Origin of the sequence: Acidovorax temperans, from assembly GCF_028596105.1 — a bacterium.
Lineage (GTDB): Bacteria > Pseudomonadota > Gammaproteobacteria > Burkholderiales > Burkholderiaceae_C > Acidovorax > Acidovorax temperans.
The window spans coordinates 2,098,447-2,115,240 of the sequence record NZ_CP117193.1; the positions used below are offsets into that span (position 1 = coordinate 2,098,447).

Here is a 16,794-nt window from a genome sequence, read left to right on the forward strand (position 1 = left end):
CTGGAGACCTTCGATGAATTTGCCACTGAACACGTCCGCCAACATCAGCGACCCCGTCGCCCAGGCCCGCTACAACATGATCGAGCAACAGATCCGGCCCTGGAACGTGCTGGATGCCGACGTGCTGGAGCTGCTGTCCGTCGTGCGCCGCGAAGACTTTGTGCCAGCCGCTTACCGCAGCCTGGCATTCGCTGACATCGAAGTGCCTCTGCTGGGCAATGATGCGGAGGAGGCCGTGCGCCAGGGTCACAGCATGCTGCAGCCCCGCGTGGAAGCCCGCATCCTGCAAGACCTGCGCGTTCAGCCCACCGACCGTGTGCTGGAAATTGGCGCAGGCTCCGGCTACATGGCAGCCCTGCTGGCCCACCGTGCCGAGCGCGTGGTGTCCCTCGAAATCAACCCCACACTGGCCAGCATGGCCCGTGAAAACCTGCGCAACGCCGGCATCCAGAACGCCGAAGTGCGCCAGGGTGACGGCGCCCGTGATGCCGTGCCAGACGGCCCCTTCGATGTGATCGTGCTGAGCGGCTCGGTCGCGCAAGTGCCCAAGAACCTGCTGTCCTTGCTGCGCGACGGCGGCCGCCTGGGCGCCATCGTGGGCTCTGACCCCGTGATGCGCTTCACCGTGATCCAGCGCAAGGGCGACCGGTTTGAAACCACCTCCCCCTGGGACACCATCGCCCCCCGCCTGGTGAACTTCCCCGAGCCTTCAAGCTTCTCGTTCTAAACCCTGTCTTCGGAGTTCTGCATGATCACTCGCGTCCGCCCAGCCCAACTCGCTGCCTGGTTTGCCGCCAACGCCGCCGGCACCCAGCCCCTGGTACTGGACGTGCGTGAGCCCTGGGAACTGCAAACCGCCAGTGTGCGGGCCGAGGGGTTTGAGCTCAGAGCCATCCCCATGGGAGAAATCCCCGCCCGCCTGGGCGAATTGCCCAAGGACCAGCCCATTGCCTGCCTGTGCCACCACGGCATGCGCAGCATGAACGTGGCGGCTTTCCTGGAGCAACACGGGTTTGAACACTTGGCCAATATTTCAGGGGGCATCGATGCCTGGTCGGCAGAAGTCGACCCCGCAGTGCCCCGCTACTGATGGTTTGGCCCCGGGGCCAGCAGTTTTCATCCCTTTTGTGCAGACACTCTGAGGACCTTCATGACCGCTTTTCGGCCCACTCACCTGACCCTGGCGCTCGGCGCCGCCTTGAGCGCCCTGCTGTGCGCCCCCGTGCACGCGCAGAGCCTCATGGAGCTGGTGGAATCTGCCCGCACTTATGACACCACGTGGCAGGCCGCCCGCGCTCAGCTGGAAGCCGCCGCCCGCCGCGCTGACCAGGCCCAGGCCGGGCTGCGCCCCAGCGCCGCCCTCACCTCGGGGGTGACGCGCGCACAAACCGACGTCAGCCGCCCCGACGTGGAGCGCACCGCCAACACCCAGACCCTGGGCGTGAACGCATCGCAGCCGCTGTACCGCCCCGCCAACCGCATTGCCGTGGAACAGGGCGAACGCGGCGTGGATGTGGCCCAGGCGCAACTGGACGCGGCCACCCAGGATCTGCTGGTGCGCGTGAGCCAGGCCTACTTTGATGTGCTGGCCGCGCAAGACACGCTGACCTTCGTGCAGGCCCAGAAAACCGCAGTGTCTGAACAACTGGCCTCGGCCAAGCGCAACTTCGAGGTAGGCACCTCCACCGTGACCGACTCACGCGAAGCCCAGGCCCGCTACGACCTGGTGATTGCGCAAGAAATTGCAGCCGAAAACGACCTGCGCGTGAAAAAACTGGCGCTCGACCAACTGGTGGGCGTGACCAACGCGCAGCCCGTGCCACTGGCCCAGCCCGTGCCCCTGCCCCGGGTCGAGCCAGCCAACGTGGATTACTGGGTCGAGACCGCTCGGGCACAGCAGCCCGGCGTGCGGCAGGCCGCCATCGCACTCGACATTGCGCGCCTGGAAACCAAAAAGGCCGAAACCGGCCACCGCCCCACGGTGGACCTGCAGGCCGGCTATAACATCACGCGCAACCCCAATGGCACCCTGACCGCCCTCGGCGTGAACAGCCGCACCAACGTGGCCAGCATCGGCGTGGCGCTCAACCTGCCGCTGTTTGCCGGTTTTGCGGTGCAAAACCGCGTGAAGGAAACCCTGGCGCTGGAAACCAAGGCCGAAGCCGATCTGGAAACCGCCCGCCGCAATGTGGCCCAGGCCACACGCTTGGCCTTCTTCGGCGTGCAGTCTGGCCAAGGCCAGGTGCAGGCGCTGGAAGCGGCCGAAGCCTCCAGCCAGACCGCGCTCGATGCCAACAAGCTCGGCTACCAGGTGGGCGTGCGCATCAACATTGACGTGCTGAATGCTCAGAGCCAGCTCTACCAGACCAAGCGCGACCTCGCCCAGGCCCGCTACAACGTGCTGCTGGGCACGCTCAAGCTGCGCCAGGCGGCAGGCACCTTGGGCCTGGAAGACGTGCAACGCATCAACAGCCTGCTAGCCCCCGCCAAGCAGCCCTGAGCGGACAGCCCTGCCGCCGTGGCAGCGGCAGGCCCGCGAAAACATTGTTAACAGGCCTTATGGCCTGCATGGGCCTTTGGCACCCATAATCGCGGGGAACCGTTACGCAAAAACACCTCGCATCCATGGCAAAGAACCCTTTCTACCTGGTGTGCTACTACGGCCAGGTTCCAACGGATGCTGCGCAGCCAGAGGCCCTGAGCAACTTGATCCAGTCGGCTCGGGCGCTTGCACAAAGCCACGGCCTGACCGGGTTGCTGGCGTTGGCTGATGGGTACTACCTGCATCTGGTGGAAGGTGAACGGTCTGCGGTGCAAAGCCTGGTGCACCACATCAGCAGCTTTTGGGGCAGCACAGCCCCCACCGTGCTGCTGTCGTTGGCCATCAAGCGGCAGCGCTATGCCCAGTGGAGCGCCAATGTGGTCGAGCGCCCTGCCCCCGCCACAAACATGCAGCAGCGCCTGGCGCGCTTGCACCAGTTCATCGCACAGGACTCCATGGCGGCCATACCGGACCTGTTTCGGTACTTCCTCATGCCCAGCACGGCATTGCCTGCCCCCAACGAGCCCAGCGCGCCAGCGCAGCCGCGCCGCAAAGTTCGGCAGGTGGCGGTGTTCAGCAGTTCGCTACTGTGGTTCAACCCCATCTTCAGCCAGGCGGCAACCCGCTTTCGCGGCCATCCGCAAACCCTCAAGGCCTCCAGTACCGGTCGGGAGGTGGACATGTTCCCCATCGATTACGTCGATGTGGAGGCCGGCCCGCTGGGCGCGGTGCGCATGGTGGGCATCACCCTGGATCTGCTGGACTCCACCTTGTCATACCCCCTGCTCAGCAAGGTGGAAGTGGCCGTGCTGCTCACCCGCAACCACGCCGCCAGCAAAGACTTGCGGCTGGTCGAGCACGCCATGCGGCATCCGGCGATGCTGTACTCCATCCCCCAGGTGCTGCTGGTGAACTCCAGGCTCAGTGATGACCTTTCGCAGCATTTCGCCGCCCTCGCGGCCGAGGCGCGCCTGCCCACCACGGAATTGGGGGCGTCTGTTTTGTCGGGCGAGCCCATCTGGGCTGCCATCGCCACCATGCTGCAGACCACCCCCCCGCCCCAGAAGCGCACCGTTGGGCGACCGCTTAGGTACTGCGGCGCACCTGGGGGTCCTGCTTACCTGCGTTGGCGCGCCGAGGCTGGCACTGCGGTGCGGCCGCAGCAACTCCAGCAGCCTTCAGTCTTTGGCCGACGAAGCTGCAACGCCCAGCAGGTCAGCCACCTGGCGGGCCGTGGCGCGCGCAGCACCCCGGTGGGCCTGGGCAAAGGCAGTGGCGGCTGCGCGGGCTTTCTCCAGGTCGTGCGGGTGCTGCACCAGGGCCAGCGCCTTGTCTACCGCAGCAGGCAGCCCAGGGGTGCGCCAGGCGGCACCTGCTTCACAGGCCAGTTCCGTCGCTTCGGCGAAGTTGAAGGTGTGCGGCCCCACCACCACCGGGCAGCCGCAGGCGGCCGCCTCGATCAGGTTTTGCCCGCCCAGGGGGGCAAAACTGCCGCCCAGCAGCACCACATCGGCCAGCGTGTAATAGGCGGCCATCTCACCCATCGAATCGCCCAGCCACACGTCTGCAGCCACGGGCACATCCCCCTGCCAGGCGCTGCGCCGGGCCACACGCAGGCCAGCGTCCTGCAGCAGCCGCGCCACTTCGTCAAACCGGTTGGGGTGGCGCGGAACGATCAGCCATTGAACCTCTGGCAAAGTAACGTTCGCTACGTTTTTCGAAGCAGCCTGCGCTTGATCTGATTGGCCTACAGGGCGTTTTGACTTGAAAAACTCAAGCCACATGGCTTCCTCGCCCTCGCGGCTGCTGGCCAGCATGACGACCGGGCGGCCCGCGAGCATGCGCCAGCGCTGGCCCATCTGGATCTGCGCAGGCTCGGGCACCACGTCAAATTTCAGGTTGCCAAACACCCCGCGCACCGGCGCACCCAGGTCTTGCAGCCGCTCGGCATCGGCCTGCGACTGTGCCCACACGGCCGTCAGTGCCCGGTAGGCCGGCAGCGCCAAAGGGGCCAGCCGCCGCGCGCCGCGCCAGGACTTGTCGTTCAAGCGGGCGTTGGCCAACACCAGGGGCACGCCCCTGCGCTGGCAAGCAGCAATCAGATTCGGCCAGACCTCCGTCTCCATCAGCACGCCAATGGCGGGGCGAAACTGCCGCAGAAAGCGCGCCACGGCGCCGGGCGTGTCCCAGGGCAGCCATACCTGCACATCACCAGGCTGCAAGAGCTTTTCGCCCTCTGCCCGGCCCGTGGCCGTGCCATGGGTGAGCAGCAGGCGCATGCCCGGCAGTTGCGCGCGCAACTCGCGCAGCAAAATGGCTGCCGCCCGCGTTTCGCCCAGAGATACCGCATGAATCCACACAAAGCGCCCCAGCGCATCCATGCCGCTGTGCCCCACCAAGCTGTCCAGGGGCCGGGCATAGCGGCCAAAGCGCTCGTGCACGGCCACGGCGTACCCGGGCTCAGCACGCGCGCGGCGGCGCAACTTGCGGCGCAGCAAAGGCTGAGCCCCCCAGGTAATGGCGCTGTACAACGCGCGGGCAAAGCTCATGGTGCAACGGCCTCACGCACCCAAAGCCAACGCCGGGCAAATCCTCGGCTGGGCCGGGACGGGGAAAAAATGGAATTCACAAGCAAAGGGTGCACGGAGTGGCCTCGTCCGTATGCAGACGAAACCCATCCGAGGTCAATGGCTGGCGGCGCCAATCTGTGCACCGGGCTTGACCTTCTCCAGCAGGGCCAGCATGGCCGCCTCGATACGGTGCAACGCTTCGGGCGTATGGCCTTCAAAACGCAGCACCAGCACGGGCGTGGTGTTGCTGGCGCGGATCAGGCCGAAACCATCGGGCCAATCCACGCGCAGGCCGTCAATGGTGTTGATCTGCGCAGGTGCGGCAAAGGCGCTGGTCGCCAGGGCTTGCAGCTCGGCCGTGAGGCGGTGCGGCTCGCCCTCGGCGCAGGTCACATTCAGTTCGGGTGTTGAGTGGCTGGTGGGCAGAGCGTTGAGCACGGCGCTGGGGTCTGCGCTGCGGCTCAGGATTTCGAGCAGACGGCAGCCCGCGTAGGTGCCGTCGTCAAAACCGAACCAGCGTTCCTTGAAGAAAATGTGCCCGCTCATCTCGCCACCCAGGGGCGAGTGGGTTTCCTTCATGCGGGCCTTGATGAGCGAATGGCCGGTCTTGAACATCACCGGCACACCACCCGCCTGGGCAATGGCGGGCGCCAGGCGCTGGGTGCACTTCACGTCAAAAACGATCTCACCGCCGGGCACGCGCGAGAGCACATCTTGCGCAAACAGCATCATCTGGCGGTCGGGGAAGATGTTGGTGCCGTCCTTCGTGACGATGCCCAGCCGGTCGCCGTCGCCGTCAAACGCCAGGCCCAGTTCCGCATCGCTGGCCTGCAAGGCGGCGATCAGGTCGCGCAGGTTTTCTGGCTTGCTGGGGTCGGGGTGGTGGTTGGGGAAATTGCCATCCACCTCGGAGAACAATTCAATCACCTCGCAACCCAGCGCGCGGAAGATGGCCGGGGCCGATGCACCCGCAATGCCGTTGCCGCAGTCCACCACCACCTTCATGGGGCGGGCCAGTTTCACGTCGCTCACGATGCGCTCGCGGTAGGCACTCAGCACATCGGCCTGACGCACGCTGCCACCGGGCTGCAGTTGCCAGCTTTCCTCTTCCATGGTGCGGCGCAGGGCCTGGATTTCCTCGCCATAAATGGCGCGGCCTGCCAGCACCATCTTGAAGCCGTTGTAGTCCTTGGGGTTGTGGCTGCCCGTGACCTGGATGCCGCTGGTGCACAGCGTGTGCGCCGCGAAGTACAGCATGGGCGTGGTGACCATGCCCACGTCGATCACTTCCAGGCCCGCTTCCACCAGGCCTTGGATGAGGGCTGCAGCCAGACCGGGGCCAGACAGCCGCCCGTCACGCCCCACCGCCACCACCCGCTCGCCCTGCGCACGAGCCGCCGTGCCAAACGCCCGGCCCAGGCCCAGTGCCACCGATTCGTTCAGGGTGGAGGGCACGATGCCGCGAATGTCATAGGCTTTGAAGATGGCGGGCGTTGTTTGCACGTAAGGGCCTTTCAAGGAAAAAGTTCGGGGAAACCAGGGCCTGACCGATCAAGCCGGCCCCGGAAGCTGGGCGGCCATGGTGCCCGGCAAAAGACCGCTGGATTGTAGGTGCGCGGCGCAAGTGCCCGCCCCTGAAAGCCGCCGGCGCGCCCACCAGGGCCAGCGAATCTCCCGCCCGTAGCGCCCAAGGCACATGTCCGAAAACGGCCAGTGTTTGCGCACCTGCGGCCTATGATGACCCCATGACCGCGCCCCACCTTGCCCGTACCGACGCTGCCCCGCCCACCGAGCAGGACGAAGGCCGCTACATGGCCTTGTGCGCGCGCGATGCACGGTTTGACGGGCGCTTTTTCACAGGCGTCACTTCCACGGGCATTTACTGCCGCCCGGTGTGTGCCGTGCGCACGCCCAAGCGCGAGAACTGCCGCTTCTTTGACCTGGCGGCCCAGGCGGAAAAAGCCGGTTTCAGGCCCTGCCTGCGGTGCAGGCCGGAGGTGTCACCAGCCTCGCTCATCTGGTCCACGCAAGATGCCGGGCATTTGCTGGTGCAGCACGCACTGCGCCTGCTAGATGCCCCCGATGCCTTGCAAGGCGCGCTACCGCTGGCCGAACGGCTAGGCGTGAGCGACCGGCACCTGCGGCGCCTGTTTGAGGCGCAGCTGGGCTTGTCGCCCCTGCAATACCTGCAAACCCGCCGGTTGCTGACGGCCAAGCAGCTGCTGACCGACACCCCCTTGCCCGTTACCGAGGTGGCGCTGGCCAGTGGCTTTGGCAGCGTGCGGCGCTTCAATGCCGCGTTTGCCCAGCACTATGGCTTGAGCCCCACGGCCCTGCGGCGCAGCGGTGCCGTTGCGGGCGAAGGCGCTACAGGCACACTGCGCCTGGCTTACCGCCCCCCGCTGGATGCCCAGGCCCTGCTAGCGTTCTTTGCCAAGCGGCAGTTTGCCGGGGTGGAGTGGGCCCAGGCCGATGGCGCGGCGCCCTGCCTGCGCCGCACCGTGCGGCTCACAGTCCACGAAGCAGCAGGCTCGCGCGTGTTGACCGGCTGGGTGCAGGCGCAGTTCGACCTGCCCCGCCACCAGGTGCTGCTGCAAACCAGCGACAGCCTTTACCCCGCGCTGCCCGCCGTGATACGGCGCGTGCGCGCCCTGCTGGACCTGGACGCGGACCCCGGCGCCATCAACGCCGTGCTGCATGGCGACTTTCCGCAAGGCGACGGCCTGCGCGTGCCCGGCGCCTGGGATGGGCTGGAGCTGGCCGTGCGCGCTGTGCTGGGCCAGCAGATCACCGTGGCCGCCGCCCGCACGCTGGGCCAGCGGCTGGTGGAGCGCTTTGACGAGCCCATCGACACCCCCTGGCCCGAGCTGCAGCGGCTGTTTCCCGCAGCCGCTGTGCTGGCGCGGGCCGAGGGCGACGCGCTGGGGCAACTGGGCATCGTGCGCCAGCGCCAGGCGGCCATCGTGGCCCTGGCCCGCGCGGTGGACGAAGGCCACCTGGTGCTGGACGGCAGCGCCGATGTGCTGGCTACCACCCAGGCCCTGCGCGCCTTGCCGGGCATTGGCGACTGGACGGCGCAGTACATCGCCATGCGGGTGCTGCGCTGGCCCGATGCCTTCGTGGCGGGCGACGTGGCGTTGCACAAGGCATTGGGGGTGCAAGGCCAAAAGCAGCCAGCCAAGGCGGCAACCGAGGCGTCTTTGCGCTGGCAACCCTGGCGCAGCTATGCCGTGGTGCGCGCGTGGGCCACTCTGGAAGGAACCGCGCCCGCGGCCGAACATCCCCAGCCAGCATCGCAATCACTATCAAATCAATAGCTGGTAGCGCTTACTGCCATTGGCCTCAATGCCTTTTTGACTCATATTTTATGAAATACGCACCTGACACCGTCCAGACCTGCATCACCACCTCTCAGGGCCCCGTCTGGTTGGCCGCCACTGCGCAGGGCCTGGCGGGCTTGTGGTTTGAGGGGCAAAAGCACTTTCCGCCCGCACTGCTCGGCCAGTCTGCCTGGGCACCCGCGCCGCAGCACCCCACCTTGCAGCAAGCCGCAGCCCAATTGCAGCAGTACCTGCAAGGCCAACGCAGGGGGTTTGATTTGCCGCTGGACCTGTCGGCCGGCACCGCCTTTCAGCAAGCCGTGTGGCAGGCTCTGCTGGCGTTGCCGTGCGGGCACACCACCACGTATGCGGCGCTGAGCCAGTCCATCGGCCGCCCCAGCGCCGTGCGTGCCGTGGCTGCGGCCGTGGGGCGCAACCCCATCAGCGTGGTGGTGCCCTGCCACCGGGTGCTGGGCAGCGGCGGCAGCCTAACGGGCTACGCCGGCGGCCTGCCGCGCAAGGCAGCCCTGCTGGCGCTGGAACAAGGTATGGCTTGAAAGCCGCTCCCACCGGCAGCCGCCTTTTGAGCCCGACAAGACGCCCCGCAAACCACGACAATGCAGGGCTCGCCCCGCTGAAGGGCGAAAGCGGCATGTGCCTGGGCCCACTCCACAACGGGCTCAGCCACCCCGCTGGCCTTCCTCCGCACAGAAAGCACCCCGCGTGACAGTGACTTCCCAGGCGCCCATGTCTTCATGGTTGGGCGAATTCGTTTTTCTGGCCTCTTTGTGGGGCGCTTCCTTTCTTTTCATGCGCATGGGGGCCGCAGAATTTGGCCCCATCGCCACGGCAGGCCTGCGGGTGGCGATGGCCACGGCGCTGCTGTGGCCCGTGCTGCTGCGCCAGGGGCAGTGGCCTGCGCTGCGCCAGCACTGGCGCCCCATCTTGCTTGCGGGGGTGGTCAACTCGGCCATTCCGTTCGCCCTGTTTTCCTGGGCGGTCATGCACATCGCCACCGGGCTCACGTCGATCCTGAACGCCACGGTGCCGCTGTTTGGCGCGCTGGTGGCCTGGCTGTGGCTGGGCGACCGCATCAACCGGCTGCGCTGGCTGGGCCTGGCGCTGGGTTTTGTGGGCGTGGCGCTTTTGGCATGGCGGGCCCCTGCGGGCGTGGGCGTCAAGTCGGACCAGGCGGGCTGGGCCATTGCGGCGTGTCTGGCGGCCTCGTGCTGCTACGGCATTGCGGCCAGCTATGCGCGGCGCAGGCTCATGGGCATCCCGCCGATTGCCACCGCCACCGGCAGCCAGTTGGGCGCAGCGCTGGCGCTGGCACTGCCCACCGTGTGGTTCTGGCCCGCACACACACCAGGGCTGCGGGCCTGGGCCGCCATCGGGGCCATTGCCCTGCTGTGCACCGCCCTGGCCTACATCCTGTACTTTCGTCTGATTGAACGCGCTGGCCCCAGCCGCGCCCTGGCAGTCACCTTCATCACGCCGCTGTTTGCCGTGCTGTACGGCAGCCTGTTCCTGAACGAAGCCGTGACCCCGTGGATGCTGGGCTGCGCGGTGGTCATCGTGGGCGGAACGCTCTTGTCAACCGGGCTTGTCACAAGGCTGTGGCCCCGGTCCAAACGGGTGGAGAGCGCCTAAACTCGGGGGATGGTGCCCAGAACCTGTTTGAAGCCTTGTTGTAGAAGCGCCCCGCCGCCCCGTGTCGCCCCCGCCATGCGGTTCAGCGCCTTGCAAGGCACTTTTTTGCGCGGCAGCGCCATCCAATAGTTCAGGCCATGGGCTGTCCAATGCGCCTCTGCTCCCTTCCCGCTCTGGCTCTTGTGCATTCCCTCCACGCTTTTGAACAGGCCCTCTTGCCGCCTGCGTTTTTCCCTGCGGGCATCTGTGGTCAGAAACCCGAATCATGGGCAGAGGATGGTTTCAACGCCCGCCTACGCCCACCGGTTTCATGATTTCTTTTTTGCTGCTGGCTGGTGGCCTGCTCGTTCTTGTTGTCATCACACTGGCTTGGCTGGAGCCCGGCGAGTTGCTGCGCCCCAGCCGGCGCAGCCAGCTGATTGCGGGCGTGGTCGGTGGCGGGGTGTCTACTCTGGTGCTGCTGAGCTTGCGCTCAGGCTCGGACAGCATGGGCGTGGTGGTGCACCCCACGGCCACGGCCTTCCTGGGGCTGTACTTCGGGCCTTTGGCGGCCCTGGTTTCCGCCGCCATTGCGCTCGCGGCCCAGCTCGCCATCCCCCAGCCGCCCTGGGGCGCAGCGATCAGCGTGCTGGCGGGCGCGTTCTTAGCGGGCGCTGCTACACGTTGGTATGCGCAGCAAGACGACCGCCCCGCGCGCCTGTGGGTCAGCATGCTGGTGCTGGCAGCCCTGCTGCCACCCGTCACTTACGCCTGCCTGGTAGTGAGTGGCGCCGCCCCTGCGCCCTCCTCCCTGCAAGATGCGTTGGTGCGGCTGCCCTGGTACCACGGGGCGGGCATTTTGCTGCTGGGCACGGGCCGGCAGCTGCTGGCAGGGCGCGTGCACGCCATGCACGCCCTGCGTGAGGCCCACGAAGCCCTGGCCCAGCGGGAGGAGCAACTGCGCCTGACCCTCGATTCGCTCAACGGCGGGCGCTGGGAATGGCTGGTGCAGCGCAAGGAGTTTCGCTGCGAGGGGCATTTCTACAACGCATTTGGCATCGACGACACCAGTGCCCCTGACTTGTGGGAACGCTGGTTTTCCCGGCGACACCCGGCGGATGCGGAACGCACGGCCAGCCACCTCGCCCGCGCGCGCATGGGTCTGGAGGACTCGTACGAAGCCGAGTTTCGTGTCAAAAACAACGCCGGGCAGTGGCGCTGGATCATGTCGCGCGGTGCGGTGGCCGAGCGCGACGCCCAAGGCCGCCCGGTGCGTCTGGCTGGCATGGATGTGGACATTACCGCCCACCACGAGGTAGAGGATGCGCTGCGCGCTTCCGAAGCGAAATCAAACACCATCTACCTCACGCTGCCCGACCCCGCTGGCATTGCCAGCATGAACGACGGGCGCCTGCTGGAAGCCAACCCCGCCTTGTGCGCCCTGCTGGGCCTGCCGCGCCATCAGGTGCTGGGCCGCACTTCGCAAGGCTTGAACCTGTGGGCCACCCCGCATGAACACACCCGGCTGTTGCACGCCGTGCTGCGCAACGGGCAGGCGCACCAGTTGCCCATGCGTGCGCGGCGCCAGGATGGGAGCACCGTGTCCGGGCTCACCTCGGCACGGCCGGTGCACATCAACGGGCAAGAAGGCTTTGTGTTTGTCTTCCACGACATGACGGAGGCCGAGCGCATCAGCGAAGAACTCCAAACCCGCAACGGCCTGCTGCAGCAAGCTGGCCGCCTGGCAAGGCTGGGCGCCTGGGAGTACGACCTGACCAAGGGGCTGCTGTACTGGTCAGACATGTGCTTTGAAATCCACGGTCTGCCCGCGGAAACCCCACTGCCAGAAAACTACATCGTGCAGTATGTGGCCCCCGAATACCAGGCCGAGTTGCGCCAGAAGCTCCACGACTGCGTCTCACATCGTCAGGAACAGAGCATGGATCTGGAAATCCTGCGCGCCGATGGCCGCAAGCTTTGGGTCCGGGCCCGCTGCGAGGCGGTGGTGGAACACGGCCGCGTCGTCCGGCTGCGGGGCGTGACGCAGGACATTGACGAAGCCCGCCGCGCGCGCCTGCGCCTGAGCCAGTCGGAAGAGCGCTTCTCCCGCATCTTCCAGCTCATGCCATTTCCCATGGGGCTGTCGCGCTGCAGCGATGGGCAGTACATGGAAGTCAATCCCGCCTGGGAAAAGTTGCTCGGCATTCCCCGCAGCGAGGCCCTGGGGCGCACCTCGATCGACATGGGCGTGCTCACCCCGGCCGATCGCGAGAACCTCATCCGGGCGGCCGCACTCACCAGCCAGCTCAACGGCTACGAAGTCATCATCCACCCCAGGAACGGCCCGCCGCGCACGGTGCTGCAGTCCATGCGCATGACAGACTTTGACGGCGAGCCGTGCTGGATGTTCTCGGTCCAGGACATCACCGACCGCAAGCGCACCGAAGAGAAAATCCGCGAGCGCGAGGAACTGCTCTCACTCACCATCTCGGCCGCATCGCTGGGACTGTGGGACTGGGACTTGCAAGCCGGCACCGTGACCGGCGACAGCCGCTGGCGCGCCCTGTTGGGCAACAGCGGCCCCGCTGCCAGCACAGAGCCCCTGAGCTGGACGCAGACCGTGTCGGCAGACGATGTGGACCGCATCACGGCTGAAATCGCACGCCACGCTGCCCACCCAGCCACACCGTTTGATGCCACCTGGCGCCTAGAAGGCACGGACAGCGACAAGCCCCGCTGGGTGCGCAATCTGGGCAAGATCGTGAGCTTTGATGCGCGGGGCACCCCGCAGCGCATGCTGGGGGTGGCCATTGACGTAACGCCGCAGCGCGAGCAGGAGGTGCTGCTGCAAAAGCTGGCCCACTTCGATGCACTGACCGGCCTTCCCAACCGTGTGCTGCTGGCGCGCAGGCTGCAAGAGGCCATGACCCGCGCGCGCCAGCACGGCACCCTGCTGGGGGTCGCCTACCTGGATCTGGATGGATTCAAGCCCGTCAACGACCGCTTCGGCCACGGTGCGGGCGACCGCCTGCTCATGGCCGTGGCTGGGCGCCTGTCGCGTGCATTGCGCTCGGACGACTGCGTGGCCCGCCTGGGGGGTGATGAATTCGTGCTCCTGCTGCCCGGACTGGAATCACGGGCCGACTGCGAAACCCGTTTGCACCGCGTGATGGAAAGCGTGGCCGCCCCCTACCCGCTGGATTCTGAATGCGTGGTGGTCACCGCCAGCATTGGCTACACCCTGTTCCCGTCGGACGACGCCGATGCCGATACCCTGCTGCGCCACGCCGATCAGGCCATGTACGCTGCCAAACAGGCGGGGCGCAACCGCTTTCACCTGTTCGATGCCGTGCAGGACCGGGCGGTGCAGCTGCTGCGCGAGCAGGCCCAGCGCATGCGCAACGCACTGGACGAAGAACAGTTCACCCTGTACCTGCAGCCCAAGGTGGACATGCGCATGGGCACCGTGGTGGGTGCCGAAGCGCTGGTACGCTGGAGGCACCCCGAACGCGGCGTGCTGGCCCCCGGCGAGTTCTTGCCGCTCATCGAAGGCACCGAACTGGAAATCGTTTTCGGCCAGTGGGTCATCGAAGCCGCCCTGCACAAGCTTGAAAAGCTGCAAGCGCTGGGCATTGAGCTGCCCATGAGCATCAACGTGGGCGCCCAGCAGTTGCAGCAAAACGACTTTGCTACCTGGGTGGCGCAGTGCCTGCAGCGCCACCCAGGTGTGCCGGGGCACATGGTGGAGATCGAAATCACCGAAAGCGCGGCCCTGTATGACCTGCACGCTGTGACCGGCACGCTCGAATCGCTGCGGGCCTTGGGGGTGGCGGTGTCGTTGGACGACTTTGGCACCGGCTACTCGTCATTGACGTACCTGCGGCGCTTGCCCATGGACACGCTCAAGATCGACCAGAGCTTTGTGCACGGCATGATGAACGACCCCGGAGATCTGGCCATCGTCCAGGGCGTGATTGGCCTGGCACGCTCGTTTGGCTACCGCGTCATTGCCGAAGGGGTGGAAACCATCGAGCAAGGCCAGATGCTGCTGCAACTGGGCTGCCCCCAGGCCCAGGGCTACTGCATCGGCAAACCCATGCCGCTTGAAGACTTTGTGGGATGGACGCGCACCTGGCAGCCACCTGCGGGATGGCATCGGAACCGGCCGGTTTAAATCCAGCCAAAATAGCGCCCTAACGCCCAATCCATAAGCGGTAGCAGCTATTAATTTAATAGCAAATAAATAGACAGCAATTCCGGGATACTGGTTTTGAACATCCGCGAACTGCGCGCAGACGACCTGGCTCCTCTGCTCGGGCGCTACACCCACCTGCACGAACACGACGACCCGCGCCCCTCTGCCCCCGAGATACAAGCCGTGTGAGCAGAAGCGCTGGCCAACCCGCGCATTCAATACTTTGGCGGATGGGATGGGGTCCAATTGATCTCGTCTTGCATGCTCACCATCATCCCGAATCTGACGCGCGCATGCCGCCCTTTCGGCGTCATTGAGAACGTGGTGACGCCATCAGCCTACAGGGGCCAGGGCCGGGGCTGGGGGCGTGCGCTGCTGCAGCACGCTCTTGCCCATGCCTGGCAGGCGCGCTGCTACAAAGTCATGCTGATGACTGGTCGGAAAGACGAAAACACCCTGCGCTTTTACGAGCAGTCAGGGTTTGAACGGCATGGCCAACAAGCCTTTGTCGCCCGGCCACCGCAGTGAATGGGCCGATTGAGCACAGCGCTCTGCGCGCCGTGCCAGGTCGCAGATTCAACCCACCAGATCCTTCACCTGTTGCAGCGCGGCGGGGTCGTCCATCGTGGTCAGATCCCCCGGGTCGCGACGCTCCGCCACGGCCTGCAGCGCACGGCGCAGCAGCTTGCCGCTGCGGGTCTTGGGCAGCACGTTCACAAAGTACACGCGCGAAGGCCGAGCCACGGCGCCCAGCTGGTGGTCCACCTGCTTCATGACCTCGCCTTCGAGCTTCAGACGGGCCGCGTCCGAGTCGAGCCCCGAGGCATCCTTGGCCACGGCAAAGGCCATGGCCACCTGGCCCTTGAGCTGGTCGGCCACGCCCACCACCGCCACCTCGGCAATATTGGGGTGGGATGCAATGCTCTCTTCGATTTCGCGGGTGCCCAGACGGTGGCCGGCGACGTTGATCACGTCGTCCGTGCGGCCCAAAATGAAGTGGTAGCCGTCGGCATCGCGAATCCCCCAGTCAAACGTGCTGTACAGCAAACGGCCGGGGATGCTCTTCCAGTAGGTGTTGACGAAGCGTGCGTCATCGCGCCACACGGTCTGCATGCAACCGGGTGGCAGCGGGCCTTCAATGCCCACGACGCCCTTCTGGTTGGGGCCGGTCAGCTCTTCGCCGGTGGACTCATCCACGATCTTCACCGCATAGCCGTACATGGCCTTGCCAGGGCTGCCGAAGCGCGTGGTTTGCTGCTCCACACCGTTGGCCAGGGTCAAAATAGGCCAGCCAGTTTCGGTCTGCCAGTAGTTGTCGATGATGGGCACAGCCAGCGCGTCGCTGATCCATTGCGCCGTGGGCTCGTCCAAGGGCTCTCCCGCCAGCCACAGGGCCTTGAGGCTGGAGACATCGTATTTTTTGAGCCAGCTGGGGTCTTGCTTCTTGAGCACACGCACGGCCGTGGGGGCCGAGAACATGTGCGTGACCTTGTACTTTTCCACAATGCTCCACCACACACCAGCGTCGGGGCGAGTGGGCAGGCCTTCGTACATGATGGTGGTCATGCCTGCAATCAGCGGGCCGTAGATGATGTAGCTGTGCCCCACCACCCAGCCGATGTCGCTGGTGGCGAAGTAGATCTGGCCGGCCTGCGCATCAAAAATATGCTTCATGCTGGCGGCCAGCGCCACGGCGTATCCGCCGGTGTCGCGCTGCACACCCTTGGGCTTGCCGGTGGTGCCGCTGGTGTACAGCGTGTAGCTGGGGTGCGTGGACTCCACCCATTCGCAAGGCACGCTGGCGTTCAAATGTTGTTCTCGCAGGCTGGCCCAGTCGTGATCGCGCCCGGCTTGCCAGTCCATGGGGGCGAGCCCCCGGTTGACCATCAACACAGCGGCAGGCTTGTGGGCCGACAGGGCAATGGCTTCGTCCAGCAGGGGCTTGTACGGCACCACCTTGCCACCACGCGAACCGGCATCGGCACTGACCACCGCCACGGGCTCTGCGTCTTCAATGCGGGACGCCAGTGAGCCCGAGGCGAAGCCGCCAAACACCACCGAATGCAAGGCCCCGATGCGCACGCACGCCAGCATGGCAAAAGCGGCCTCGGCAATCATGGGCATGTAGATCAGGACCCGGTCGCCCTTCTTCACACCCAGGCCCTGCAAGGTAGCGGCCATGCGCTGCACTTCTGCGTGCAGTTCTGCATAGCTGTAGCTGCGCTCAGTGTCTGTTTCGGTGGAGATGGCAACCAGTGCTGGCTGGTCAGCCCGGGCCTTCAGGTGCCGATCTACCGCGTTGTGGCACAGGTTGGTGGTTCCGCCCACAAACCACTTGGCAAACGGCGGGTTGCTGTAATCGCAGATCTGCTGGGGCGGGGTGTTCCATTCAATGAGCGCCGCCTGCTCCCCCCAGAAGGCATCGCGGTTGTCGATGGAGTGGCGGTAAAAGTCAGCGTAGCGGGTCATTGGTTTGTCTCCTTCATCTCACGATCCAGGCCAGGGGCACAAGGCACACGCCGCAGCAGACGGCCCACA

Annotated in this window: 12 protein-coding genes and 1 pseudogene; 9 read left to right on the forward strand and 4 right to left on the reverse strand. The window is 66.0% G+C overall.

All coding sequences use genetic code 11. From position 1 onward, the window contains the following. Positions 1–13 precede the first annotated feature (13 nt). The 4 genes and pseudogenes from PQV96_RS10005 to PQV96_RS22350 form a co-directional block, all read left to right on the forward strand. Positions 14–727 (forward strand): protein-L-isoaspartate O-methyltransferase family protein, encoded by a 714-nt coding sequence (locus tag PQV96_RS10005; protein ID WP_198847324.1) that lies wholly within the window; start codon positions 14–16, stop codon positions 725–727. A gap of 21 nt (positions 728–748) precedes the next feature. After that, positions 749–1,090: a rhodanese-like domain-containing protein gene (locus PQV96_RS10010; protein WP_044402582.1), complete on the forward strand. Its 342-nt coding sequence runs from the start codon at positions 749–751 to the stop codon at positions 1,088–1,090. A gap of 60 nt (positions 1,091–1,150) precedes the next feature. Beyond that, on the forward strand, positions 1,151–2,500 hold the full coding sequence (locus tag PQV96_RS10015) for a TolC family outer membrane protein (RefSeq protein ID WP_273625156.1): 1,350 nt from the start codon (positions 1,151–1,153) through the stop codon (positions 2,498–2,500). Positions 2,501–2,625: 125 nt separating this feature from the next. Continuing rightward, positions 2,626–2,901, forward strand: a pseudogene (locus PQV96_RS22350) (BLUF domain-containing protein); the annotation flags it as partial. A 335-nt stretch (positions 2,902–3,236) separates the two neighbouring features. Here the strand turns inward: PQV96_RS22350 and PQV96_RS10020 are convergent. The 3 genes from PQV96_RS10020 to PQV96_RS10030 all read right to left on the reverse strand — a co-directional run bounded on the left by PQV96_RS10020 (position 3,237) and on the right by PQV96_RS10030 (position 6,615). Continuing rightward, positions 3,237–3,572: a hypothetical protein gene (locus PQV96_RS10020; RefSeq protein ID WP_273625157.1), complete on the reverse strand. Its 336-nt coding sequence runs from the start codon at positions 3,570–3,572 to the stop codon at positions 3,237–3,239. 148 nt (positions 3,573–3,720) lie between these two features. Beyond that, positions 3,721–5,091 carry a 3-deoxy-D-manno-octulosonic acid transferase gene (locus tag PQV96_RS10025; protein WP_273625158.1) on the reverse strand — a complete coding sequence of 457 codons (1,371 nt, stop codon included), beginning with the start codon at positions 5,089–5,091 and terminating at the stop codon, positions 3,721–3,723. A 135-nt stretch (positions 5,092–5,226) separates the two neighbouring features. Further along, positions 5,227–6,615 carry a phosphomannomutase/phosphoglucomutase gene (locus PQV96_RS10030; protein WP_066691026.1) on the reverse strand — a complete coding sequence of 463 codons (1,389 nt, stop codon included), beginning with the start codon at positions 6,613–6,615 and terminating at the stop codon, positions 5,227–5,229. Between the two features lie 242 nt (positions 6,616–6,857). Between PQV96_RS10030 and PQV96_RS10035 the strand changes: the two genes are divergently transcribed. From PQV96_RS10035 to PQV96_RS10055, 5 genes are all read left to right on the forward strand, one after another. Next, entirely contained in the window at positions 6,858–8,429 is a 1,572-nt protein-coding gene (locus PQV96_RS10035; RefSeq protein ID WP_273625159.1) for a DNA-3-methyladenine glycosylase 2 family protein, read from the forward strand. 50 nt (positions 8,430–8,479) lie between these two features. After that, entirely contained in the window at positions 8,480–8,989 is a 510-nt protein-coding gene (locus PQV96_RS10040; protein WP_273625160.1) for a methylated-DNA--[protein]-cysteine S-methyltransferase, read from the forward strand. Between the two features lie 190 nt (positions 8,990–9,179). Continuing rightward, a complete protein-coding gene (locus tag PQV96_RS10045) occupies positions 9,180–10,082 on the forward strand; it encodes a DMT family transporter (protein WP_273625161.1) in 903 nt (300 codons plus the stop codon). 310 nt (positions 10,083–10,392) lie between these two features. Then, the gene (locus PQV96_RS10050) at positions 10,393–14,235 is read left to right on the forward strand and encodes an EAL domain-containing protein (protein ID WP_273625162.1); all 3,843 of its coding nucleotides are present in this window, start codon (positions 10,393–10,395) and stop codon (positions 14,233–14,235) included. 234 nt (positions 14,236–14,469) lie between these two features. Further along, positions 14,470–14,784: a GNAT family N-acetyltransferase gene (locus PQV96_RS10055; RefSeq protein WP_273625248.1), complete on the forward strand. Its 315-nt coding sequence runs from the start codon at positions 14,470–14,472 to the stop codon at positions 14,782–14,784. A 48-nt stretch (positions 14,785–14,832) separates the two neighbouring features. Here the strand turns inward: PQV96_RS10055 and PQV96_RS10060 are convergent, their stop codons facing one another. After that, entirely contained in the window at positions 14,833–16,725 is a 1,893-nt protein-coding gene (locus PQV96_RS10060) for a propionate--CoA ligase (protein ID WP_273625163.1), read from the reverse strand. Between the last annotated feature and the right edge of the window lie 69 nt (positions 16,726–16,794).

Excerpts from the sequence above, each read along its gene's own strand:
- PQV96_RS10005 (WP_198847324.1), top strand. The coding sequence starts at position 14 with ATGAATTTGCCACTGAACACGTCCGCCAACATCAGCGACCCCGTCGCC.
- PQV96_RS10035 (WP_273625159.1), top strand. The coding sequence starts at position 6,858 with ATGACCGCGCCCCACCTTGCCCGTACCGACGCTGCCCCGCCCACCGAG.
- PQV96_RS10025 (WP_273625158.1), bottom strand. The coding sequence starts at position 5,091 with ATGAGCTTTGCCCGCGCGTTGTACAGCGCCATTACCTGGGGGGCTCAG.
- PQV96_RS10045 (WP_273625161.1), top strand. The coding sequence starts at position 9,180 with ATGTCTTCATGGTTGGGCGAATTCGTTTTTCTGGCCTCTTTGTGGGGC.
- PQV96_RS10015 (WP_273625156.1), top strand. The coding sequence starts at position 1,151 with ATGACCGCTTTTCGGCCCACTCACCTGACCCTGGCGCTCGGCGCCGCC.
- PQV96_RS10060 (WP_273625163.1), bottom strand. The coding sequence starts at position 16,725 with ATGACCCGCTACGCTGACTTTTACCGCCACTCCATCGACAACCGCGAT.
- PQV96_RS10050 (WP_273625162.1), top strand. The coding sequence starts at position 10,393 with ATGATTTCTTTTTTGCTGCTGGCTGGTGGCCTGCTCGTTCTTGTTGTC.
- PQV96_RS10010 (WP_044402582.1), top strand. The coding sequence starts at position 749 with ATGATCACTCGCGTCCGCCCAGCCCAACTCGCTGCCTGGTTTGCCGCC.
- PQV96_RS10040 (WP_273625160.1), top strand. The coding sequence starts at position 8,480 with ATGAAATACGCACCTGACACCGTCCAGACCTGCATCACCACCTCTCAG.
- PQV96_RS10020 (WP_273625157.1), bottom strand. The coding sequence starts at position 3,572 with ATGGCAGCCCAGATGGGCTCGCCCGACAAAACAGACGCCCCCAATTCC.